The 21893-nt window shown below is 64.4% G+C and carries 20 protein-coding genes; 1 reads left to right on the forward strand and 19 read right to left on the reverse strand.

The features are described from left to right. Nucleotides 1-11 precede the first annotated feature (11 nt). From ACP7DE_RS12610 to ACP7DE_RS12655, 10 genes are all read right to left on the reverse strand, one after another. Nucleotides 12-785: a hypothetical protein gene (locus tag ACP7DE_RS12610; protein ID WP_426072406.1), complete on the reverse strand. Its 774-nt coding sequence runs from the start codon at nucleotides 783-785 to the stop codon at nucleotides 12-14. A gap of 41 nt (nucleotides 786-826) precedes the next feature. Further along, nucleotides 827-1498 carry a TetR/AcrR family transcriptional regulator gene (locus ACP7DE_RS12615; protein WP_034758777.1) on the reverse strand — a complete coding sequence of 224 codons (672 nt, stop codon included), beginning with the start codon at nucleotides 1496-1498 and terminating at the stop codon, nucleotides 827-829. Between the two features lie 139 nt (nucleotides 1499-1637). Next, nucleotides 1638-2243 (reverse strand): phasin family protein, encoded by a 606-nt coding sequence (locus ACP7DE_RS12620; RefSeq protein ID WP_426072407.1) that lies wholly within the window; start codon nucleotides 2241-2243, stop codon nucleotides 1638-1640. 135 nt (nucleotides 2244-2378) lie between these two features. Further along, a complete protein-coding gene (locus ACP7DE_RS12625; protein WP_426072408.1) occupies nucleotides 2379-6017 on the reverse strand; it encodes an EAL domain-containing protein in 3639 nt (1212 codons plus the stop codon). Nucleotides 6018-6345: 328 nt separating this feature from the next. Continuing rightward, nucleotides 6346-7278 carry an esterase/lipase family protein gene (locus ACP7DE_RS12630; protein ID WP_426072409.1) on the reverse strand — a complete coding sequence of 311 codons (933 nt, stop codon included), beginning with the start codon at nucleotides 7276-7278 and terminating at the stop codon, nucleotides 6346-6348. Then, nucleotides 7275-8921, reverse strand: a complete 1647-nt coding sequence (locus ACP7DE_RS12635; RefSeq protein WP_426072410.1) for a GMC family oxidoreductase N-terminal domain-containing protein — start codon at nucleotides 8919-8921, stop codon at nucleotides 7275-7277. The genes ACP7DE_RS12630 and ACP7DE_RS12635 overlap by 4 nt, the downstream gene beginning before the upstream one ends. 7 nt (nucleotides 8922-8928) lie before the next feature. After that, a complete protein-coding gene (locus ACP7DE_RS12640) occupies nucleotides 8929-9456 on the reverse strand; it encodes a hypothetical protein (protein WP_426072411.1) in 528 nt (175 codons plus the stop codon). Between the two features lie 86 nt (nucleotides 9457-9542). Next, on the reverse strand, nucleotides 9543-10751 hold the full coding sequence (locus ACP7DE_RS12645) for an MFS transporter (protein WP_426072412.1): 1209 nt from the start codon (nucleotides 10749-10751) through the stop codon (nucleotides 9543-9545). 104 nt (nucleotides 10752-10855) lie between these two features. After that, complete coding sequence (locus ACP7DE_RS12650; protein WP_426072413.1) at nucleotides 10856-11758, reverse strand: LysR substrate-binding domain-containing protein; 903 nt, start codon at nucleotides 11756-11758, stop codon at nucleotides 10856-10858. Next, nucleotides 11755-12519 carry an RNA methyltransferase gene (locus ACP7DE_RS12655; RefSeq protein WP_426072414.1) on the reverse strand — a complete coding sequence of 255 codons (765 nt, stop codon included), beginning with the start codon at nucleotides 12517-12519 and terminating at the stop codon, nucleotides 11755-11757. The genes ACP7DE_RS12650 and ACP7DE_RS12655 overlap by 4 nt, the downstream gene beginning before the upstream one ends. 195 nt (nucleotides 12520-12714) lie before the next feature. Between ACP7DE_RS12655 and ACP7DE_RS12660 the strand changes: the two genes are divergently transcribed. Continuing rightward, a complete protein-coding gene (locus ACP7DE_RS12660) occupies nucleotides 12715-13497 on the forward strand; it encodes an inositol monophosphatase family protein (RefSeq protein WP_426072556.1) in 783 nt (260 codons plus the stop codon). A 67-nt stretch (nucleotides 13498-13564) separates the two neighbouring features. Here the strand turns inward: ACP7DE_RS12660 and ACP7DE_RS12665 are convergent, their stop codons facing one another. From ACP7DE_RS12665 to ACP7DE_RS12705, 9 genes are all read right to left on the reverse strand, one after another. Further along, nucleotides 13565-14506, reverse strand: coding sequence for a type II secretion system F family protein (locus ACP7DE_RS12665; RefSeq protein WP_426072415.1), 942 nt, complete (start codon nucleotides 14504-14506; stop codon nucleotides 13565-13567). An 18-nt stretch (nucleotides 14507-14524) separates the two neighbouring features. Beyond that, entirely contained in the window at nucleotides 14525-15493 is a 969-nt protein-coding gene (locus ACP7DE_RS12670; protein ID WP_426072416.1) for a type II secretion system F family protein, read from the reverse strand. A 6-nt stretch (nucleotides 15494-15499) separates the two neighbouring features. Further along, a complete protein-coding gene (locus ACP7DE_RS12675) occupies nucleotides 15500-16846 on the reverse strand; it encodes a CpaF family protein (RefSeq protein ID WP_426072557.1) in 1347 nt (448 codons plus the stop codon). Between the two features lie 63 nt (nucleotides 16847-16909). Beyond that, entirely contained in the window at nucleotides 16910-18070 is a 1161-nt protein-coding gene (locus ACP7DE_RS12680) for an AAA family ATPase (RefSeq protein WP_426072417.1), read from the reverse strand. A gap of 37 nt (nucleotides 18071-18107) precedes the next feature. Then, nucleotides 18108-18380 (reverse strand): hypothetical protein, encoded by a 273-nt coding sequence (locus ACP7DE_RS12685; RefSeq protein ID WP_426072418.1) that lies wholly within the window; start codon nucleotides 18378-18380, stop codon nucleotides 18108-18110. Nucleotides 18381-18389: 9 nt separating this feature from the next. Beyond that, complete coding sequence (locus ACP7DE_RS12690) at nucleotides 18390-19901, reverse strand: type II and III secretion system protein family protein (RefSeq protein ID WP_426072419.1); 1512 nt, start codon at nucleotides 19899-19901, stop codon at nucleotides 18390-18392. Nucleotides 19902-19932: 31 nt separating this feature from the next. Further along, on the reverse strand, nucleotides 19933-20760 hold the full coding sequence (gene cpaB / locus ACP7DE_RS12695) for a Flp pilus assembly protein CpaB (RefSeq protein WP_426072420.1): 828 nt from the start codon (nucleotides 20758-20760) through the stop codon (nucleotides 19933-19935). A gap of 78 nt (nucleotides 20761-20838) precedes the next feature. After that, nucleotides 20839-21399 carry an A24 family peptidase gene (locus ACP7DE_RS12700; protein WP_426072421.1) on the reverse strand — a complete coding sequence of 187 codons (561 nt, stop codon included), beginning with the start codon at nucleotides 21397-21399 and terminating at the stop codon, nucleotides 20839-20841. Between the two features lie 116 nt (nucleotides 21400-21515). Further along, entirely contained in the window at nucleotides 21516-21689 is a 174-nt protein-coding gene (locus tag ACP7DE_RS12705; protein ID WP_071650303.1) for a Flp family type IVb pilin, read from the reverse strand. Nucleotides 21690-21893 lie beyond the last annotated feature (204 nt).

The following is a 21893-nucleotide window of genomic DNA, read 5'->3' on the forward strand; positions in this document are numbered from 1 at the left end:
CACAGTAATCCTTATCCTTTCAATTCATCGATCGCCGCCTCGACCTCGAGGCGTTCCTTGGCGTCCAATGCCACGCAGTCGGCCGCCTTTTCATACAGGGCCAGCGCTTCCGCCAGCTTTTTCTTTCCGTCGAGCATGTTCAAAGCGCGCGCATATTCGCTGTGCGCCAGCGCCGAATAGGGCGTCAGGGCCAGCGCCGTCTTGAAATGCTGGTAGCCGTCTTCCTTGTTGGCGCCGTAGGTCAGGCTGCCGATCATGGCGCCGACCTTGTCGATAATTTCCGTATGATAAATCCCAAACGCGATATGCGCTTCCGCATGCATGGGCGCCACCGTCATCGTGCGGTCCAGGCTGTTGCGCACGCGCGCGCCCATGCCCTGCGCCAGTGCCTTGACGACGGACGTGCCCAGCGCGTAGCGGCCCAGGCTGTAGGCATGCCAGTAGTAGCCGGCCGGGTTGTCCGGCTGCTCGCTCTGCTGACGCTCGCAGCGCTCCGCCACTTCTTCGTACATGTCGAGTTTCTGGCTGTCGTTCACTTCCAGGTGCGTGGCGTAAATGCAGGTCGCCTTGTGCGCCACCGCATAGCCGGGCACGCCAACGGCCAGACCCAGCTTCGCGGCGCGCTCGAAGTCGCCCGCATGGAAGGCCAGCCAGGCCTGCACCAATGCAGAGTGCGTGGGCAAAGGCTCCACATCGCCCGCATGCAGGCGCGCCCAGGCCGCCTCCAGAGTGTGCGGCGTGTAGACATATGCCGCGTCCGGATAGGGAAATTGTTTCCAAGCCATACATGTCTCCTGTAATTAACGACATGGCGCCAGCAGCCGCGTCAGTCATTCTTGAGTTTGGTCACATACTCTTCCGACAGTTTGCGAAACAGCAAATGCGTTTCATTGCGTAAATACGGTCCGATCAGGGACAGCACCTGGTAGCAGCCACGCGCCAGCGCATCGGACATCGATTGCTGCTCGCTGTACTTGCGCGGGTTGCGCACATATTCATACGACAGCCAGTAGGTGGCAACGACCACCATATTCGTCGCCATCGCAGCGACTTCCATGTCCGACGCTTCGAGCGACTGTTCGCTGCGCAAATCTTCGCACAGCTGCGTGGCCACCTTGATCTTGTGCGCCAGGATCAGCTTGAAGTGCAGTTCCAGCTTGCGGTTGCGCGACAGCAAATCATTGAGGTCGCGATAGAAAAAGCGGTAGCGCCAGATCAGTTCGAACATCAGGTGCAAATACAGCCAGACATCCTCGATATTCGAACGGCGCCCGTCAGGCACGGTCAGGATGCGTTCGATTTCCGCCTCGAACTGGACGAAGATCGAATTGACGATGTCGTCCTTGTTACGGAAGTGGTAATACAGATTTCCCGGCGAAATGTTCATCTCTTCCGCAATCACGGTCGTCGTGATATTCGGCTCACCAAACTCATTGAACAGGCGCAGCGACAACTCCAGGATGCGTTCGCGGGTACGGCGTGGTGCTTTTTGTAGCATGGCGGGCAATCTCTCTGTGTTCTGCCGCAAGCATACCACCTAAGATAGCCGTAATGAAACACTCGGCCCCACGGCGCCGGCGAAAAACGCAAGCAAAAAAAAAGCCTGCGCGAGCAGGCTGGAGGCATGCTGCACCAACTCAGGCCGGCGCCGCTTTTTTCTTCGCCGCCGCGCTCGCAGCAGGCTTGCTCACTGGCTTGCTCGCTGAATTGCTCACTGGCTTGGCTGCGGCGCGCGGCGCGGCCCTGGCTACCGGCTTGGCCGGTGACCTGGCGACGGCTGCTTTCGGCGCGGCTTTCGGCGCCGCCTTCACGGCGGGCTTAGCCACAGCCTTCGGTTTGGGCGCCGGCGCGGCCTTGGCCGACAGCGTCGCCACCTGCACGCTCAAGGCATCGATCTTGGCGTGCAGCGCGGCGATATCGTTTTGCATGGGCACGCCGATGGTGGCCAGGGCGCGCGCGACGCGCTCTTCAAACACTTGCTCGAGCTTGTCCCAGGAACCGCTGGCCTGCTTGCCCACGCCATCGGCCAGTTTGCCGACGCTATCGCCGACATCGGCCACCTTGTCTTCGGCGCGCTTCTGGAATTCCGTGCCTTCCTTCACCAGCTTGGAAAACACGCGCCCGCCCTCTTCCTGCGCCTTGGCGAAGGCACCCAGGCCCGCTTGCCAGATCTGCTGCGCGGACGAGCGCACGGCGCTCGCCAATTCCTTGTCTTCCGTCAACTCCTTCAATTTCTTCACCATCGCCCGCTCCCGTCATATGAAAGGCCATGCCACTTCATGGATGCTTTTTATTCTAGAGAGCAAAACTAGAGACGGGAGTCTAATTCGATAGAAAGCTGCTTCTAAACGTGCGCTGGCGCACGCTGTGGCAAGCACCTAGGCCGCCACTTTCACCGGGCCATGCAGCAGCTTGTGCAGGCGGAAGCCTTCTCGGATATTCTCGCGCAGCACGGCGCCTTTCCACGGCTTGGTATAGAAACGGTCGATGGCGCCACGATTGATGGCCGCCATGATGGGGGTCAGGTCGGCAAAGGCGGACAACATGATGCGGAAGGTGTCGGGGCACAGGTGCTTGACCCGCTCCATGAATTCGGTGCCGCTCATGAGCGGCATGCACTGGTCGCACAGAATCACCTGCACCTTGTGGCGCGCCAGGATGTCGAAACCCTCGGCGGCCGTCTGCGCCGTGAGGATGCGGTAGCCGTCCTGCGCCAGGAAGTCGCTGAGTACGTCGAGCATGAAGACATCGTCGTCGACGATCAGCAAAGTCTGCTGCTCTTCGCCATCGGCCTCCTGGGGCGCTTGCAGCTGCTTGCCTTTCATCAGCATCTGCTCGAATTCGTCCTGCGGCACGGGGCGGCTGAAATAATAGCCCTGCATCTCGTCGCAGCCGTGGCGCCGCAGGTAGGCCAGTTGCGCATCGTTTTCCACGCCTTCGGCGATCACTTCCAGCTTCATGCTGTGCGCCATGCTGATGATGGCCAGCACGATGGCCGCGTCATCCGGATTGCTGGTCACTTCGCGCACGAAGGCGATGTCGATCTTCAGCTTGTCGATGGGGAAGCGCTTCAGATAGGCCAGGCTGGAATAGCCGGTGCCGAAATCGTCGATGGAAATCTGGATGCCCAGCGCCTTCAGGTTGCGCAGCACGGCGATGGTTTCCTCGGCGTTCGACATCAGCGAGCTTTCCGTCAGCTCCAGTTCCAGCAGGTCGGGCGCGATATCGTACTTGCTGATCGCCCTGAGCACCTCTTCTTCCAAGCCGCCGACGAAAAATTGGATGCCCGACACATTCACGGACAGGTGCACGGGACCGATGCTGCTGGCGCCCCACTCGCTGATCTTCTTGCAGGCCTCGTCAAGCACCCAGTTACCGACCCGTACGATCAGCCCCGTTTCTTCCAGCAGGGGGATGAACAGGGCCGGCGAAACCATGCCGAGGCCGGGGCGGCGCCAGCGTATCAGCGCCTCGGCGCCGCTGATGCGTCCCGAGATGATATTCACCTTGGGCTGGAAAAACAACACGAATTCCTCGTTGTCGATGGCGCGCCGCAGGGCATTTTCCAGGTCCAGCCGCGCCATCGATTGCGCATTCATTTCCGCCGTGAAGAAGCGGAAGGCATCGCGCCCGGCCTCCTTGGCGCGGTACATGGCCGTGTCGGCGTATTGAATCAGCGTGTCCGCATCGACGCCGTCTTCGGGGAACACTGAAATGCCGATACTGACTGTCACCGTCACCTCGTGCCCCAGCAAGTCGAAGGGCTTGCGCATCGCTTCGCGGATCTTGTCGACCACGCCCACGGCATGCTGGGCACCCTCGGGCAGCACCAGGATGGTGGCAAACTCATCGCCGCCAAAGCGGCCGATGGTATCGCGCACGCGCAGGCAATCAACCAGGCGACTGGAAAACTGGCGCAGCAGGTCGTCGCCGAGGGTATGGCCCAGGGTGTCGTTGATATTCTTGAAGCGGTCGATGTCCATGAACAGCACGGCCACGGCCCATTGGTGTTCGGCCGCCTGGGCCAGCGAATGGGTCAGCGAGGCGTAAAACTGGCTGCGGTTCGGCAAGCCGGTCAAGGTGTCGAAATGGGCCAGCTTCATCAGGCGCTGCTCGGCATCCTTGCGCTCGGTGATGTCGCGCGCCACGGCCACCAGAATCCAGCTCTCGCCCGAGCGCAAGGTGCGCCGCTGCACTTCCACCGACAGTGGCGAACCATCCTTGCGCTGCAGCTGCAATTCCGTTATCGGAGCGCCTTGATCGCCCGCCAGCAGCTTGTTGTACAGATCTTCCAGCTGGGTCTCGCCCTCGTTCGCGCGCCCCGGCCCCACGCGCAGGAAATCCTCGCGTTCAAAGCCCAGCATACGGCAGGCAGTCTGGTTGACATCGACGAAGCACATGCCGGCGCGGTCGACGAGGAAAATCGCGTCGGCCGTGGCATCCATCGCCAGGCGAAAGCGGCGCAAGTCTTCATCGAGGCGGATACGCTCCGCCATGTCCAGGGTCAGCTGCTCGTGGTGGCGCTTGATTTCGTCGTACAGCAGCAGGTTGTCGTAGGCGACGGCGATCTGCGCCGCCACCGTGGCGGCCACCCGCTCGTCGACTTCGGAAAACTCGTTCGCCCCCAGCTTGTCGACCAGGTACAACCAGCCGTGGCTGCGCTCGCGCGAGGCGATGGCGACGCCCAGGAAGGAGTGCACGGGTGGATGGGTGTCGGGCAGGCCCAGTGCACCGGGGTCACCTTTCAGGCCATTGACACGGTAGGGCTGGCGCTGCTCCAGCAAGCGGTTCAGGATGCCCGTGCGCGGCGCGCTGGCAATGCGCTCGAGGTTTTTCTCTGCACCGCAGGAGGAAAAATAACTAAGCTTTTCGGCGCCCGCTTCCAGCACGCCAATACAGGCGTACTTGGAGACGCAGATATTCTGCGCCACCTTGCAGCCTGCCTCGATCAAGGCGCGCGGATCGCGTTCTGCGCCCAGCTCGATGCCCAGCTCGATCAGGGCCGTCAGGCGCAGGCTCACCGCCTGCAGGCTCGACAGAGAGCGCGACAGGCGCTCCGTCATGATGGCCAGGTCTTCGGGGATGGCGGCCTGGCCCTCGCGCTGGCTGGCCAGTTGCGAAATCTGCTGGCTGCTGGACTCGAGTTCGTCGAGATAGCCGCTGACCTGGTGCTCGATGCCGGCCAGTTGGCCAGTGGCGGGAGGGGTCGTACTGCCGCCCGCGCCCGGCACGGCGGGCAACTGGGAGGCTGCCGGCATCAGTCCCAGCGCCTCGTTGACCGTGCGCACGATGACCTCGGGGTCGGACGGCTTGGGCAACACCCAGCGCACGCCGCACGCCTGCGCCAGTAAGATCGCTTCCTGCTCGCGGTAGGTGGCCGTATAAAAGATGATGGGCACGTCGGCCAGCGCAGGGTCGGCATGCACGCGCGTGACGAATTCGTAGCCGTCCATGTTCGGCATGAGGATGTCGGAGATGATCAGGTCCGGCCGCTCGGTACGCAGCACTTCCAGCGCGTCTGCACCATTCGCCGCCTCGAGCAGGCGGTGGCCGCCGTAGCCCAGCAGTGCGGTCAGGAACTCGCGGTTCAGCACATGATCGTCAACGATCAATATGGTCGCTATGTCGTTTTTAACTGGCGTCGACGGCGCCCCGGGTAAAAAAGATTCCAGCTCCGCCACAAACAGGTCCGGCTCGATCGGCTTGCCGATATAGCCATTGAAACCCGCTTCGAGCAGGCGTTCGCGGTCGCCCACCATGGCCAGCGCCGTCACGGCCAGGGCCGGGATGTTGCGCAGCAGCGGGTCTTTCTTCAGCTCGGCCACTACGCCATAGCCATCGAGCTTGGGCAAATGCACGTCGCAGATGATCAGGTCCGGCAATTCGCTGCGCGCCATGCGCACGCCCTCTTCGCCGTCATAGGCGGCCAGCGGCGTGTACCCGAAGGCACGCAACAGATACACCATCAATTCCATATTGGTGGCGTTATCTTCAATAATCAGGATACGTGCGGACAATTAGCACCCCCAATGAAAACTGCATGGACTCATTTTCTGCCTGCACCCAACTCTCCGCTTGCGCGGCAACATGCTGATCCTACAACATTCTGCCATGCATCGCCGCAAATATCTCGCATGCGGATGCGCATGGCGCGGCACATACGGCCCCGGCAATCATTGCTGGCCGTCACCTTCATGATGCTAGCTTAATACAGGACGCCAGTGGAAAACAGCATTTTCTGAGCCTGTACCTGTTAAACCTGAGCAACAGCAGAGTCAAAAGAGACAGTCTTGCCATGCAGACAAAACACAACAGGATTCAGGAAAAATGGGGGCAAGACGGTGGCTAGACGGCTTCGACCTTGATAGTAATTTCCGCTACCAGCTGACGCAGCACGCGCGGATCGCTGGCCAGCGCCACGTGGCCGATACCGCCGAAGGCCAGATTGCGCGCGCCGGGCAAGTGGGCGGAAGTTTGCGGTGCGACAATATTATCGTGATGCGAATACATCGACGTGATCAGGGCGCGCGTTTCCGGCGTCTCGCTGGCGGCCAACTGCGCCAGCCAGGCGCTTGGTGCGCCATTGATACGGCTCATCTGGCGCGCATTGGCGCCCGCCGCCACGTTGGCCAACACCGTACCGTGGTGCGGCGTGCCGATAGTGAAGATGCGCGCCACGCGGGCTGCGCCGTAATCGCGCAGCCAGGCGCGCGCTACCAGACCGCCCATGCTGTGGGCAACGATGATGACACGGTTGCTGCCCGTGCGGGCGCACAGCGCCACGATGGCCCGCTCCACTTGCGGCACGAAATCCTCGATGTCAGCGGCTATGGGTTCCAGATCGACGGCGTCATGCGCGATGCCGGCCCGCGCCAGCTGGCCGCTCAGCTGCGTCCAGTAGCCGCGGTTGCACACATAGCCATGGATCAGCAGCACCGGCAAACCCTGAGAATCCGTGGCGGCATCCAGCGCATGCAGGCGCGGTCGCAGCATGCCCCACGACGAGGTCCACAGGGTGGCGCGCAACTCGCCCAGGAACAGGCGCGCGATGCCGCGGACACCCAACTGATAGTCGTGTGGCACGACGCTGCCCAAACTCCGGCTCTGCCAGAAATTGCGCGCCACGATCAGCGCGCGCATCGCCAGCAGCATGACGACCGCCAACAGCAGGGCCATGACGGGCGAAGCGACGCCCCACGCCTGCATGGCCAGGTAGGCAAACCCCAGCACGGCCAGCACCTGCAGCAGCATCAGCCACTTGAGGATGCGCGCGATCATGCGGCGGCTGGGGCGGCGACAGGCATGGGCACGGGGGCCGGCTTGCCCGTCACCGCTTGCGCCAGGCCGCTGGCCAGGCGCGCGGCCAGCGCATAAATCGTCAGTTGCGGATTGGCGCCGATCGAGGTGGGGAACAGCGAGCCGTCGTGCACCGACAGGTTGCGCACGCCGTGGTAGCGGCCATCGGCACCCGTCACGCCCAGGCGCGCTTCGTCCGACATGGCGCAGCCGCCCATCACGTGGGCCGACACCACACGCGCCAGCAAGGCCTTCATCGGCAAATCGCCGATGGCCTGCTTCGCCTGCGCCCAGCTCGTATAGTGGCTGGCCAGCTCGTGCACGGGATACACGCTCTTGGCGCCGGCGGCAAACTGGATTTCCGCCATCGACAGCAGCGCGCGCCGCACGCCATCCCAGATGAAGGGCGTGAGCGGATAGTCGAGCACGGGCGCGCCAAAACTGTCGAGAGATACGCTGCCGCCAACCGCCTCATGGTGAAAGCCGTCGCGCAGCAGCGCCAGCAAGCCGTGCGCATGGGGGAATTCGCGCATGGTGCGCGCATGCTCCTCACCGAAGCCGCCCATGGTGGTGGCCATCAGCAGCGGATGCAGGGGCGGCGCTTCGAGCTTGTAGCCGATAGGGCCATCGATGGGCGCCGTGTGCAGGAAATGGTCGGAATAGATCGTCTGCGGCGCGCCCGCGTAGGCGTCGACGCGCTGCTTGAACAGGCCCGCCGAGATCACCGTCGGATGCAAAAAGGTGCGCCGGCCCAGCAAGCCGTGCGGATCGGGCGCCTGCGAGCGCAGCAACAGGGCCGGCGAGTTGATAGCGCCGCCTGCCAGCACAAAATGTTTGGCGCGCAGCGTGAGGCGCACGCCCGTGGGCGCCTGCCCGGCGGCGTCGAGCGCCGTCACCTGCAGGCTGTCGATGCGCTCGCCCTTGAAGAGGAAACGCTGGGCGCGCGCATGCACGAGCAGGCCCGCACCCAGCGCCAGCGCCGCAGGAATCGTCGTTACCAGCATCGACTGCTTGGCGTTCGTCGGACAGCCCATGCCGCAGTAGCCGAGGTTCCAGCAGCCGTTCACATTGCGCCGGATGGCGGCGGTGGGTATGCCCAGCGCCGTGGCGCCGCGGCGCAGCAAATCGTTGTTTTCGTTCGGCGGCGCGGCCCAGTCGCTCACGTGCAGGCGTTTTTCCATCATGGCGAACCACGGCGCCATGGCGTCCACGGAGTAGCCGGACAAACCAAAATGCTGGCGCCAGTAGTCCAGGGTGCCGGGCGGCGTGCGAAAACTCGAGGTCCAGTTGACGGTGGTCGAACCGCCCACCGTGCGCCCCTGCAAAATATTGATCGCCTTGTCGCGCGTCTTGCGCGCGGCCGATTCCTGGTACAGCGCGGGATAGGCGTCCGCTTCGCGCATCTTGAAGTCTTTCGAGGACTTCAAGCCGCCCTCTTCGACGATCAGCACCTTCAGGCCGGCCAGCGCAAGGATTTCCGCCGTCACGCCGCCGCCGGCGCCGCTGCCGATGACAACGACATCCGCTTCGAAGCTGCGGTCGGCGGTCAGGGTGCTGGCGTCGGTGACGTTCCAGCCTCTGGCCACGCCGATGGCGATGGGGTCGGGTATGGGGGATGTGCTCATGGATGCCTTATGCGCTCAGTTCGGGCAGCGGTCCCGGATAGCCGATGGCGGCCCAGTGGGCGGCATCGGCATACCAGGCGCCGAGGATCAAATCATGCAGGGCCAGATAGGCCGTCTGCAATGTCGCCAGGCGGTGCGTACGCCACGACTGCAAAAAGGTGGCCACCTGGGCGGGATCGGCTTCGCGCCAGCCGCCATGCACGCCGGCGACAAAGCGCCGCGCGGGCGCCAGCGCCAGCAGGCCAAACAGGTCCTGCACTTCCTGCTGCGCCGCCAGTGGCAAGCCACGGATGGCCGTGTCCACGCCGGCGATGGCGCCATCGAGCGCCTCGCTGCGCGAATCGCCCCCCTGTGGCAAGGCCTCGCCCAGCATGGCCGGCACGATGGCCGACAGCGCCGCGCGCGCCGCGCCATCGAGCACGAAGCGGCCAGGCGCCGCCGGTCCGCGCACCAGGCGGTACGCGGCGCCGCCGGCCGCCAGCGCGCAGGCGCCCAGCAAGCCCAGTTTCAGAAACGATCTGCGTCGCATCAGCATGTCTCCATTGCCATGTCTCTCCTTGTTTTGTACGGTCTTTTGTAAGCCAGTGTACGCCAAAGGAAGCGGCGCTCCGCGCGCAAAAACTAGAGCGGCGCGTCTAGTTTTTGCGACTGAAACCACAGCAACAGCATGGCCAGCAGCGCCGCCAGCGCGCCGCCGATGGCGATACTGGGCAAGCCGATGGCGACGATCAGCACGCCGCCCAGCGCACCGCCGGCGGCCGTGCCCGCATTGAAGGCGGCGATACTGAGCCCCGCCGCCACTGCGTCGCTGCCCGGGCAATGCTGCTGCGCCAGGCTTAGCAAACGCATGGTCGACAGTGTGACAAGAGCAAAGAACAGCAAGCCCAAAGTGCCGCACAGGGCCAGCATGGCCAGGGGCTGGGCGCGCAGCATATAAAACCCCAGCAGATTGAGCCCCAGCGCGGCCAGGGCCAGTATGGCCGAACGGTCTGCGCGTGCGCCATCGGCACAATGCCCGCCCAGCAAGTTGCCGCCGATGGCGCACGCGCCAAAACACAGCATGGCGGCGCCCAGCCAGCCCGCATCGAGCCCGCTCAGCTGCAGCAGGAAGGGAGAGATATATGTGAAAAAGCTGAAGGTGGCCACGCTGACCAGCGCCGCCACACCGGCCGCCAGCAACAGGGGCGGCTGCACGATGGCGCGCAGGCTGGCCAGGGCCGATACGGCGGCGCCCTGCTGGCGCACGGCCGGCATGGCGAAGCGCAGGCCGGCGCCGCCGCACAGGGCCAGCACGCCGATGGCGGCAAACACCGCGCGCCACGACGAGACGGCGCCCAGCCAGGTCCCCAGCGGCACGCCGCCGGCCAGCGCCAGGGTCAGGCCCAGCCAGACGATGGACAGGGCGCGGCCCGCGCGGGAAGGGTCGACCAGGCTGGTGGCCGCATGCGAGGCCACGGCCATGAACACGCCATGCGCGAGGCCGACGATAAAGCGCACGCCCAGCAGCGCGCCCAAGGCTGGCGCCGCCGCCATCGCCACGCTGCCCGCCGCCAGCACGGCCATCGTCGCCAGCAGCACTTGGCGCGTAGGCCGGCGCGCCAGCATGGCCGTCAGCACGGGCGCGCCGATGGCCGCCCCCAGCGCATACGCGGCGATGGCGCCACCGGCGGCGGCCACGCTGGCGTGCAAGTCGCGCGCCATGGGGGACAACAGGCCGGCGGCGATGAATTCGCACAGGCCGAAGGCAAAGCTGCACAGGGAGAGCAGATAAATGGCAGGCGGCAGCGCGGTGGCGGCGCGCGGCACGGCAGAGGTAGAAGCTAAGGACATGACGATTCCAGGACAGGCAAAACGTCATGCTGGCCCCTGGGCCGCCATCTGTAAAATATCTTATTTATCTTGAAACGAGACGCTTGACGTCTCAATCTAAGGTCTCACTGAGGGCCGAAGTGCCGCAGCTGCGCCAGCAGGCGCTCGCGCACGGCAGAATGGCGCTGCGGGTCCCACGCCATGTACAGGTCGAGCTGGCGCAAGGCCTCGGGCGCATCACTTTGCAGCGGGAGCATGACGACACCGGCGGGCATGCACACGGCCAGGCTGGCCGGCAGCAGGGCCACGCCGAAACCGGCCGCCACCAGGCCCAGCACCGTTTGCAGGCGGCGCGCCTGCTGCACCACGTGCGGCACGAAGCCCGCATGCAGGCACAGGCTGGCAAGCTGGTCATGGAAACCCTGACCCAAGTCGCGCGGCGAGGCGACGAAATCATCAAAGGCCAGGTCCGCCAGGTCCACGCTTACCTGCGCCGCACAGCGGTGGTCGGACGGCAGTGCCACCACAATGTCTTCGCCTGATAGGCGCTCGAAATGCAAGCCTGGCGTGCTGCGCCCCGGCGCGCGCAGCAGGGCGATATCGACCTCGCCCTGCTCCAGCCACTCGACCTGTTGCTGCGTCGACGCTTCGCGCAAGATGAATTGCACGGCGGGCGAGGCGGCGCGGAAAGCGCGCAAGGCTTGCAATACGTGGGCATACGGCGTGATGTTGATGAAACTCAGGCGCAAGTGCCCCTCGATGCCCTGCGCCACGCGGCGCGTGGCCGCCACGCCCTCTTCCAGGCTGGCCAGCACTTGGCGCGCCGTAGTCAGAAAAGTGCTGCCGGCCGGCGTCAGACTGACCTTGCGGTTGGTGCGCTCGAAAACAGGGTAGCCGAGCGCCTCCTCCAGCCGCAGGATCGCCTGCGACAACGGCGGCTGCGCCATGTGCAGCCGTTCGGCCGCGCGGCGAAAATTGAGTTCCTCGGCGACGGCGATGAACTGGCGCAGCAGCCGGGTCTCTATCATGGGCCTTTTTTCGCCACCGCCAGGATATGCCGGGCGATGCCGCGCAAGATATTGACCTCTTCCGTTTCCAACCCCGTGCGCGAAAACAGGCGTTTCAGGCGCGGCATGAGCTTTTTCGGATTGTCGGCATCGAGGAAATCGATGGCCACCAGCGCCTGCTCAAGATGCGCATACATGCCGTCGACCTGCGTCAGGCTGGCCGCGTCGCCGTGGAAACCGACGGGACTGGCCGCCTGCGCATCGCCGAGGGCCGCCACGCGGCATTCATAAGCGACGACCTGCGCCGCCTGCGACAGGTTCAGCGAGGAATACGCGGGATTGGCGGGGATGTTGATCAGCACATTGCACTGCTCGACGATCTCGTTGGGCAAGCCAAAGCGCTCGTTGCCGAAGATGACGGCCGCGTGCAAGTCTGCGCTGGCGGCCAGCTGGATGGCGATGGCGCGCGGGGCGGTGACGGGCGGCGAAAATTCGCGCAATCTGGCCGACACGGCCGCCGCGTAATTGCAGCCTTCGAGCGCCTCGGCAATCGAGCCGACGATGCGCGCGCCAGACAGAATATCCTGCGCGCCGCTGGCGAAGGCCACCGCTTCCGCGTCCGTCAAGGCATCGGGGAAACGCGGGTTGACCAGCACCAGATCGGAAAAACCCATCGTTTTCATGGCGCGCGCGACGCCGCCAATGTTGCCAGGACGACTAGTTTCGACAAGAATAAATCGCAGGCGTTTGAAAAGAGACGTGTTGATTTCGGGCAGATTCATTTAAAATAGCGCTATTGCGCGGTATCGATACAGGAAATTTCGGGAAACGGAGTCACAAAACGCTGACTCCAGGCCGGGATTTTAACCACTTCGGCACCGCTCCGCTCTTTAATTCATTCTTGCACTCTATCGTACCGGCGCCGCAAGGCGACCTTGGGCGGTCGCGTGCTTTTAACGGAAGCTCACATGCACCCAATGCTCAACACGGCGATCAAAGCCGCCCGCCGCGGCGCCGCCGTCATCAATCGCGCCTCTTTTGACCTCGACCGCGTCGTCGTCACGGAAAAACAACATAACGATTTCGTCACCGACGTCGACCAAGCGGCCGAACAAGCCATCATCGAGGTGCTGTCCAAAGCCTACCCGGACCACGCGTTCCTGGCTGAGGAATCGGGAGCTTCCGCCAACTCGCACGACGAGAATGAATATCAGTGGATCATCGACCCGATCGATGGCACCACCAACTTTATCCACGGCTTCCCGCAATACTGCATCTCGATCGCTCTCGCGCATCGCGGCGTCGTCACGCAAGCGGTCATCTACGACCCGGTCCGCAACGACCTGTTCACGGCCACCAAGGGCGCCGGCGCCTACCTGAACGAAAAACGCATCCGCGTCACCAAGCTAGACCGCATCTCGAACGCCCTGCTGGGCACCGGCTACGTGGCCGGCAGCGCCCGCGCGCTGGACGAATACCTGAAAATGTACGCGATCATGGGCGAACGCAGCCAGGGCGTACGCTGCGCTGGCTCGGCCGCACTGGACCTGGCCTACGTCGCTTGCGGCCGCCTGGACGGCTTCTACGAAAAAGGCTTGAAGCCTTGGGATATCGCCGCAGGCGCCCTGATGATCACGGAATCGGGCGGTATCGTCGGTGAATTTTCCGGCGAATCGGACTACCTGCACAAGGGCGACGTCATCGCCGCCAGCCCGAAGATCTTTGGCCAGATGATTACCCTGCTGACGCCATTCGCCTGATTGCCAGGCGCGCTCTGAGGTAAAAAAAGCTGCCGGAGTTTCCTCCGGCAGTTTTTTTTTGGTCCCTTCAGTTGCCACGCATGGCCGGCAGCAGCACGCGGTAAATCTGCAGGAACGCCGGCCCCATCAGCACTACCATCAACGATGGAAAGATGAAAAAGATCAGCGGAAACAGCAGTTTGAGGGCGATCCTGGCCGCCGTTTCTTCGGCGCGCTGGCGCCGCTTGGTGCGCAGCTGGTCGGACTGCACGCGCAGCGACGCGGCTATACTCGTGCCGAAGCGCTCGGCCTGGATCAGCAGGGTCACCAGCGCGTCCACATCCTCCACCCCGGTGCGCAGGGCCAGGTTGCGCAAGGCCATGTCCTTGGCGCTGCCGGCGCGCAGCTCCAGCGTCACCAGTTGCAGCTCTTCGGCCAGGACCGCGCTTTTCAGCCCGATTTCCTGCGCCACGCGCGCCAGGGCCGCATCCATCGCCAGCCCCGCTTCGACACACACCGTCATCAGGTCCAGCGCATCGGGAAAGGTCTCGAACACTTCGCGCTGACGCTGTTTCACGCAGCGCGACAGCCAGACATTGGGCAGGTAATAGCCGAGGGCGGCGGCCGCGACCAGCCACAACGGCAAATTGTGCCCGCCCTGGCGCAGCAGAAAGTACACCAGCAGCGGCAAGCCCACGAACAAGCCGGTCTTGGCCGCGTAAAACAGCGCGGGCGCGGCCTGGCTGCGCCAGCCGGCATGGACGAAGCAGCTGCGGATGGGCGAACTTTCCCAGCCCTCGTCCGGCAGCGACAATCTGGCCAGCGGGCGCGTCAGGCTGACGGCGTGCACCAGCCAGCGCCGCCGGGCAAGGCGCTCCCTGTCGCCGGCGGCGCCGGCATCGCCCAGCGCCTGCAGCCGCTCCTGCACCGCATTGCCAGCAAGCAGGCGCAGCACCAGCAGGGCCAGCGCGAAAACAATCAGGAACAACAGGCCCAGCAAAGCCAACTGCGCCGCACTCATGTTACTCATCGTATCTTTTCTTTCATATCACACCCGGATATTGATAATTTTTCTGATGCCGAGCACGCCAACCATCAGCAAGCCCAACGCCACGCCGACCATCTTGCGCCCGCCCGCATCCGTGTACAGCACGGCAATAAACTGCGGATTCATCATGTACATCATCAGCGCCGCGCCAAACGGCAGCAAACCCAGAATCCAGGCCGACATGCGCCCTTCGGCCGACAGCACGCGCACCTGACCCAGCAATTTCAGGCGATCGCGGATGATGGCGCTGATGCTGCTCAGCAATTCAGTCAGGTTGCCGCCCGTTTCGCGCTGGATCAGCACGGCGATGACGAAATAGCGCAAGTCCGTGCTGGGAACGCGCGCGGCCAGGTTGCCCAGCGCATCGGCCATCGCGACGCCGAAACTGACTTCGTCGAACACCGCGCGGAACTCTTCAGCCAGCGGCCCCGTCATTTCCTCGCCCACCATTTTCAGCGCGGTCGGAAAGGCATGGCCGGCACGCATGGCGCGGCCCATCAGGTCGAGCGCATCCGGCAGTTGCTGCTCGATGCGCACCAGCCGCTTGCTCCTGGCGCGGCGCACCAGCAGATACGGCAGCGCGGCGCCGCCCACGCTCATACCCAGGCGCACATACCATGGCAGCGGCAGCGCGCTGGCCACCAGCAGGCCGGCCGTCCAGCCCAGCGTGCAATAGCCCAGGAAGCCAGCCACGCGCCAGCGCATGCCCGCCTGCAGCAGTAACTGATCGAGGCGCCGCGTGCCGGGCAAGCCTTCCAGCATGCCTTGCAGCAGCGGATTGGTGCTCAGTGGGCGCTGCTTGGTGATCGACAGGGCTTGTTCGCCGCCGCTGGCCGTATACATGGCCTGCAGGCGCCGCGCCACTCGCGCCGCGCCCGCCCCGCGCGCCGCTTGCCACGCCAGCCAGGCGCCAGCCATCAGCAGCAGGACGGCCAGGAAGATGAGCAGATAGACAAGGTAAGAAAGCATGGCGGGTCAGCGTCCCGCCGCGGCAGGTTCGAACAAGGCGCCCGATACGCCGATGCCAAAGCTGTTCAGCCGCTCGAGAAAGCGCGGGCGGATGCCGCTGGCCGAGAAATACCCGACCACCGCGCCGCCCTCGGCCACGCCGGTCTGCCTGAAACTGAAAATTTCCTGCATCGTGATGACCTCCCCTTCCATGCCCGTGATTTCCTGGATCGACGTGACCTTGCGCTTGCCATCGATCAGGCGCGACACTTGCACCACCACCGACACGGCCGAGCTGATCTGCTGGCGGATGGCCTTGCTGGGCAGGTTGGCCGCCGCCATGCTGATCATGTTTTCCAGCCGCGTGATGGCGTCGCGCGGCGTGTTGGCGTGGATGGTCGCCATCGAGCCTTCATGGCCCGTGTTCATCGCGCCCAGCATGTCAAGCGCCTCGGCGCCGCGCACCTCGCCCAGGATGATGCGGTCCGGGCGCATGCGCAGCGCATTGCGCACCAGCGCGCGTTGGCTCACCTCCCCCTTGCCTTCGATATTGGCGGGGCGCGTTTCCAGGCGTACCACGTGCGGCTGCTGCAATTGCAGCTCGGCCGCGTCTTCCACCGTCACGATGCGTTCGGTCTGGCCGATAAAGCCGGACAGCACGTTGAGCATGGTGGTCTTGCCGCTGCCCGTGCCGCCGGAAATGAGGATATTCATCTTCGCCTTGCCGAGGCCCTGCAGCACCTCGGCCATCTCGGCCGTCATGCTCTGGTAGGCGACCAGGTCGGCCAGGCGCAGCGGGTCGACGGAGAAGCGCCGGATCGACATCACCGGGCCGTCGATCGCCAGCGGCGGAATGATGGCGTTGACGCGCGAACCGTCGGGCAGGCGCGCGTCGACCATGGGGCTCGATTCATCGATGCGGCGGCCCACGCGCGAGACGATCTTGTCGATGATTTTCATCAGGTGGGCGTCATCGTCGAAGCTGACGTCGGTCAGCTCCAGGCGGCCGGCGCGCTCCACATAGACCTGCTTGTGGCCATTGACCAGAATGTCCGACACGCTGGCATCCGAGAGCAGCGTTTCGAGCGGCCCGAAGCCCAGCATCTCGTGCTGGATGTCGCGCGTCAGGCTCTTGCGCTCGGCGTCGTTGATGACCACCGCCTCTTCCTCCAGCAAGCGCTCGACCAGGCCGCGCAATTCTTCGCGGATGCGCTCCTGCGACAGGCGCTGCATGCTTTCCAGGTCGACCCGGTCGAGCAGCAGCCCATGGATGCGCAGCTTGAGGTCACGGTAGCCGTGGTTGTCGATGGCCGCCATGCGTTGCGGCGCGAGCGCGGCGATCTTGGCGCTGCCTAGCCGTTCGCGGATGGACAAGACGGCGATGGGGGAACTAGCCATGAAATGCTCCTGTTCTAGGATGTGGATCGAGCGCGTGGATCAGGCGCGCCGCAAAACGCGGCCCAGCCAGCCCTGGCGCGCCGTGCTGGCCGCGCCGCCGGCCAGGCTGGCGGCGAATTCCTGCAGCGAGCGGGTGATCGGGCTGGCTTTGTCGAGCTGTAAAATCGGCACGCCCTGGTTGACCGAGGCGGCCGCCGAGGCGTAGTGATTCGGCACGGTGCGGTAGACCGTCGTGCCATACGCCGCCTCCAGATCGCGCAGGCGGATTTCGCCGCCCTTGTCGTGACGGTTGACGATGATATGCACCTTGTCCTTGGCGTATTCGAGCGAGCGGAACATGCCCAGCAGGCGCTTGCCGTCGCGGATGTAGGGCAAGGTCGCCTGCAGGACAGGAAAAATCATGTCGGAGTGGTCCAGCGCGCGCACGCTGACGGCATCAAGGTTGCGGCCCACGTCGAGCACGATGAAATCGTACTGGCGCCTGGCCTGCTTGATGATGGCGTCGATGTGTTCGGGCGCCACTTCGCTGGCGTGGGCCGGGTCCTCGGGCGCGGCCAGCACGCTGTAGTTGGGCAGGATGTGCAGCATGCTCGATCCCAGGAACGAGGAGTCGAGCCGGTGGATGTCGCGCGTGACGTCGGACAGCGTGGCCAGCGGCTTGTTCTCGGAAACGAAGAGCGAGGCATCGCCAAAATGCAAATTCATGTCGATCAGGGCAACGCGCTGCTGGCCGCCGGCGGCCAGCGCATAACCGAGGTTGCTGGCAATGAAGGTGGCGCCGCTGCCGCCCTTGCAGGAGATGAAGGCCAGCACCTTGCCGTTGCCTTGCTCGCGCCGCTCCAGCTTTTCCTCGATGCGTTCGAGCGCCGCATACAGGCTGGCCGGCGCGGCGGGAAACGGCAACACGTCGCGCACGCCTGCACGCATGGCCTGCAGCAGGAATTCAGGCGCCTGATGGTGGCACAGCACGATGAAGGCCATGCGCGGATGCAGGTTGCTGAGGCGCTCGATGGCGGCCAGGTCGGCGCCGTCGTTCGATGGACGGTCGAAGATCAGCACGTCGGGCAGGGACTGCGCCGCCTGCAGCGGTTCGAGCGTTTCGCCGCCTGCGTTGATCTCGTCGAGCCGATTGCGGCTGCGCAGCAGCCGCCCCAGTTCGGACAGCGTTTTTTCATCCCTGGAATTGATGGCGATTTTCACGATATGCCTTGCTTGTTCTGTGATGACGATGCCAGGTTCACTGGCGCGCCCCGACGCCGATGGTAAAAGCGGCCGCTTGCGGCGCGGGCGCGGCAAAGCTTTTCTGATATGCCGTGTAGGCGGCTTGGGCGGCCTTGCCGTCCATGCCGGCCACGGGGTCGCGGTTCGCGCCCGCCTGCGGCGACAGTACTTGCCGCAAGCGCAGTTGCTCGACGCTGTGGCCAAACTGGCGGTCCAGGTTCGGGGTGGCGGCGCAGCCGCTGACGGCCAGGGCGGCCAGGAGCACGGGGAGAAAAAGGGAATGCTGCATGATGTGCTCCTATTGAATGTCCGGGCCAGCCGGCGCTGTCTGCGTGGCTGCTTCCTGGCGTGGCCGTGGCGCGGCGGCGCCTTCCATTTTTCCTTGCAAGAAGAACTCGCCGCGACTGGGCGCCACATAGGCGTCAGTCGGCAACACGATGTCGCCATCGAGCGCTCTGTCGAGTGGCTTGACCAGGTGCGGCGTGATGATGAACACCAGCTCGGTACGGTCGGTCTGGAAATCGCTGCTGCGGAACAGCGCGCCCAGCACGGGAATCTCGCCCAGGAAGGGCAAGGCCTTGATATTGGTCGTCACATTGTTCTTGATCAAGCCGCCAACGGCAAAGCTCTGGCCGTCGAACAGCTGCACCGTGGTGGTGGTGCGCCGCGTGGTAAATGCCGGCAACACCGCATTGGCGGCGGCGCCCCCGCCGGTGGTGATGCCGATGCCTTCGCGGTTCAGCTCCGACACTTCCGGCGCCACCTTCAGATTGATGCGTCCGCCTTCCAGCACGGTGGGCGTGAACTTGACGGCAATGCCGAATTCCTTTTCCTCCAGCGTGATCTTGTTGGTGGTGCTGTCTTGTGCGACCGGAATGAAAATCTTGCCGCCCGCCAGGAAACTGGCTTCCTGTCCACTGATGGCCATGATGTTCGGTTCGGCCAGCACCTTGACCAGGCCGTCGCGCTTTTGCGCATCCAGCGTCAGCCCGTTGCCATTCTTGCCGTGCACGGCGCCCAGCTGGCTCGGGTTGCCGCTGAGCAGGTTCGACAGCAGGCCGTAGGTCCAGTTGCCACGCGTGCCGCTGATGCCCACGCTGGCGCCCAGCTGGTCGACCAGGGTCTTCGACACTTCGGCGATTTTCACTTCCAGCATGACCTGTTGTGGTGCCGCGATCGATAGCATATTGATGACCTTGACGCCACCGGCCGCACTGGCGGCGCCGTCGGCCGGCGCGGCCGCTTCGCCGGCGCCGCGCTGCGCATAGGCCTGCGCCATCTCCAGTATCTGGCTGGCCTTGACGCTGTCGCTCACCTGCCCCGACAGCACGATGCTGCCGCCGGCCGCGCCAGCCTTGACGGCGCGCTCGCCAGGGAAGACATAAGCCAGCTGCGCTTGCAAGCCCTCGACATCGATCTCGACTTCAATATCGACGATCACGGGGCGCTGCTGCCGGTCCCACAGGATCAGGTTGGTGCTGCCGGGGGCCAGGCCCCAGACGAACAGCTGGCTGGACGAGCCCAGCATCCTGGCGCCGGCCACCCGCGGATCATTGACGGCGATCTGCGACACCGGCAGGCTCAGGCTGCGCAAGGTGGACTTGCCCACGGCGATGCGCACGGGTGCGCCCAGGCGGGCAATATCGGCGCCCAGCGACATGGCCGGCGCCGCGACTGGCGACATGACGGCCTGCCTGGCCGGCGCCGCCGCGATGGCGCTGCCCGGCCAAGCCAGGCCTGCCGCCACGCCGCCCAGCGCCAGGCTCAGGCGCATGCCCGCACTCGAGGCGTGCTTACGAAATTTGTTCATCGATCATCCTTGCTCGCTTGCCTGCTGATTTTTAAAATTGCTGGACGCTGGTATCCATGCCCTTGATGACGGTGATGCTGTCGCGCGCGGCAGCGCGTGCCGGGGCCGTTTGGCGCCGCGCCGCGCGCACCGGCGCGGCCGCCGGCGCCTTCAGTTCCAGCAACGATTCCTTGGTAGCGCCGCCCGTGTTGACGGGCGCCGGATCGACCTGGTTGCGCAGCACCAGCGACAGACTGCCCACGCTGCGCGCCAGGTCCAGCTTTTCCACCTGCTCCGGCGTCAGCTCCAGGGTCACGGCATTGACCACCTTGGGCTTGTTGTCATCGCGGCCGGACTCCTGCGCCACGGCCAGCACCAGGATGCGTTCCAGCACGATCTTGGAAATGGCCAGCGGCCCGCCGCCCGCCGGCCTGGCGCGGTCATCCTGCGTATGCACGAGAATGTCGACGAAATTGCCCGGCAAGGCGAAACCGGCCACGCCCACCACGTCATTCACGCGCACAGTCATGGCACGCTTGCCGGCAGCCACGATGGCCGACAGGCCACCGGTGGCGCCGGGCGGCGCGAGCTTGCTTTCCAGGACAGGCTCGCCCCTGCTGACGGCGGTGCGCGTGATACGCCCGTCCAGCGCGCCAGTCTCGCCAAACGCCCCCGGCGGCATGGCGCCCGCCGGCCAGTCCATGCCGCGCAGCATGGCCGGCGTCACCTTCGCGCCCACACCGATATCGACTAGCGCGACCATCACCGTCTGGCTGGCCGGCACGCCTTGTCCTGCCATCCAGCGCGCCGCCGCCAGCACGGCGCCTCCCGCCATCAGCAATGCCAGCAGCAGCACGATCACAACGCGGCTATTTCTCATTACTTATCCTCTCGATGTTGATCCTGCCGATGACGCCGGGTTTTCCGGGCGTACGCGGCCATCTCGGTGCCGGGCGCGTCATGCATATCCGCCGGCAGCCAGGGCCAGCCAGATGGCGGTGCCAACGGCAATGGCGATCGCGTACGGCAAGTTGCCGCTCGGCGCGGCGGACGCGCCGACCTGCGGCACCTCGCCTGCCGCGGCACGCAGCCAGCCTTGCAGCAGCAATTGCCAGGCATTGCTCATCGCCTGGCGCAGCGTGCCCCGGCACAGGGCGACGGCCAGCGCCAACACGCCGCCAGCAAGCAGACTGCACAGCACCGCAAACACGGCGGGGCGTGGGCCAAGAAAGGCCCCCACCATCGCCATCAGCTTGACGTCGCCCGCGCCCAGCGCCTTCATCGCATACATGGGCAGCAGCAAGCCCAGGCCGACCGCTAGGCCGCCCAGCGCCAGCCACGGCCCGGCCGGCGTCACTCCGGGCAGCGCCAGGCTGTTGAGCAGCACGCCAAGCAAGGCGCCGGAAAACACCAAGCGGTTGGGAATGCGCCGGCGGCGCACGTCATGCCAGACAGCTGCGGCAAGCAGCCACCACAAGACAATGGCGGGGCTGAACGTCCAGAAAGAATGAGGGTCCATCGTGTACCTGATGCAAGTCGAGCACATGACAGCATGCGCATCGTTGGGCGGGAAGTCGACAGGCCGGTCCGCATGGGCAGCCGGCCTGCCGGGGTGCTGCGCGGTGGGCAGGCGCCTTAGATCGCCGCGCCCGTCAGCTTGGTGCCGATCGCCTTGAAGGCGCCATCGAGGCCGGTGGTGAAATAGCCGACGGCCGTTACCAGCGCAGCAGCCACCAGCGCAGCGATCAGCGCATATTCGATGGCAGTCACGCCATCTTCTTCGGCGATAAAGTTTTTAATGAAATTCATATTATTCCCTTTCAGGTCAAGTTTTAAACATGATAAAAACTAAAAATACAGTCTGAAAATAAAAACATTATCTTTGTTTTTATTTGCCAATTTCTGATTCGTGTATTTTATATAAACAAACATTAAATCGAATCAGAGAAAAGTCATTTTATGCGCAGTACAAACCATCTTAATTTTTTGTTCACAATCAGGACATATGTACTG

Source organism: Janthinobacterium sp. DSP2-3-3 (genome assembly GCF_049897325.1).
Taxonomy (GTDB): domain Bacteria; phylum Pseudomonadota; class Gammaproteobacteria; order Burkholderiales; family Burkholderiaceae_D; genus Janthinobacterium.

What these genes read in the sequence shown, in the direction of transcription:
- ACP7DE_RS12610 (WP_426072406.1), bottom strand. Translation starts at nt 785, where the DNA reads ATGGCTTGGAAACAATTTCCCTATCCGGACGCGGCATATGTCTACACG.
- ACP7DE_RS12615 (WP_034758777.1), bottom strand. Translation starts at nt 1,498, where the DNA reads ATGCTACAAAAAGCACCACGCCGTACCCGCGAACGCATCCTGGAGTTG.
- ACP7DE_RS12620 (WP_426072407.1), bottom strand. Translation starts at nt 2,243, where the DNA reads ATGGTGAAGAAATTGAAGGAGTTGACGGAAGACAAGGAATTGGCGAGC.
- ACP7DE_RS12630 (WP_426072409.1), bottom strand. Translation starts at nt 7,278, where the DNA reads ATGATCGCGCGCATCCTCAAGTGGCTGATGCTGCTGCAGGTGCTGGCC.
- ACP7DE_RS12635 (WP_426072410.1), bottom strand. Translation starts at nt 8,921, where the DNA reads ATGAGCACATCCCCCATACCCGACCCCATCGCCATCGGCGTGGCCAGA.
- ACP7DE_RS12640 (WP_426072411.1), bottom strand. Translation starts at nt 9,456, where the DNA reads ATGCTGATGCGACGCAGATCGTTTCTGAAACTGGGCTTGCTGGGCGCC.
- ACP7DE_RS12645 (WP_426072412.1), bottom strand. Translation starts at nt 10,751, where the DNA reads ATGTCCTTAGCTTCTACCTCTGCCGTGCCGCGCGCCGCCACCGCGCTG.
- ACP7DE_RS12650 (WP_426072413.1), bottom strand. Translation starts at nt 11,758, where the DNA reads ATGATAGAGACCCGGCTGCTGCGCCAGTTCATCGCCGTCGCCGAGGAA.
- ACP7DE_RS12655 (WP_426072414.1), bottom strand. Translation starts at nt 12,519, where the DNA reads ATGAATCTGCCCGAAATCAACACGTCTCTTTTCAAACGCCTGCGATTT.
- ACP7DE_RS12660 (WP_426072556.1), top strand. Translation starts at nt 12,715, where the DNA reads ATGCTCAACACGGCGATCAAAGCCGCCCGCCGCGGCGCCGCCGTCATC.
- ACP7DE_RS12665 (WP_426072415.1), bottom strand. Translation starts at nt 14,506, where the DNA reads ATGAGTAACATGAGTGCGGCGCAGTTGGCTTTGCTGGGCCTGTTGTTC.
- ACP7DE_RS12670 (WP_426072416.1), bottom strand. Translation starts at nt 15,493, where the DNA reads ATGCTTTCTTACCTTGTCTATCTGCTCATCTTCCTGGCCGTCCTGCTG.
- ACP7DE_RS12685 (WP_426072418.1), bottom strand. Translation starts at nt 18,380, where the DNA reads ATGCAGCATTCCCTTTTTCTCCCCGTGCTCCTGGCCGCCCTGGCCGTC.
- ACP7DE_RS12690 (WP_426072419.1), bottom strand. Translation starts at nt 19,901, where the DNA reads ATGAACAAATTTCGTAAGCACGCCTCGAGTGCGGGCATGCGCCTGAGC.
- cpaB (WP_426072420.1), bottom strand. Translation starts at nt 20,760, where the DNA reads ATGAGAAATAGCCGCGTTGTGATCGTGCTGCTGCTGGCATTGCTGATG.
- ACP7DE_RS12700 (WP_426072421.1), bottom strand. Translation starts at nt 21,399, where the DNA reads ATGGACCCTCATTCTTTCTGGACGTTCAGCCCCGCCATTGTCTTGTGG.
- ACP7DE_RS12705 (WP_071650303.1), bottom strand. Translation starts at nt 21,689, where the DNA reads ATGAATTTCATTAAAAACTTTATCGCCGAAGAAGATGGCGTGACTGCC.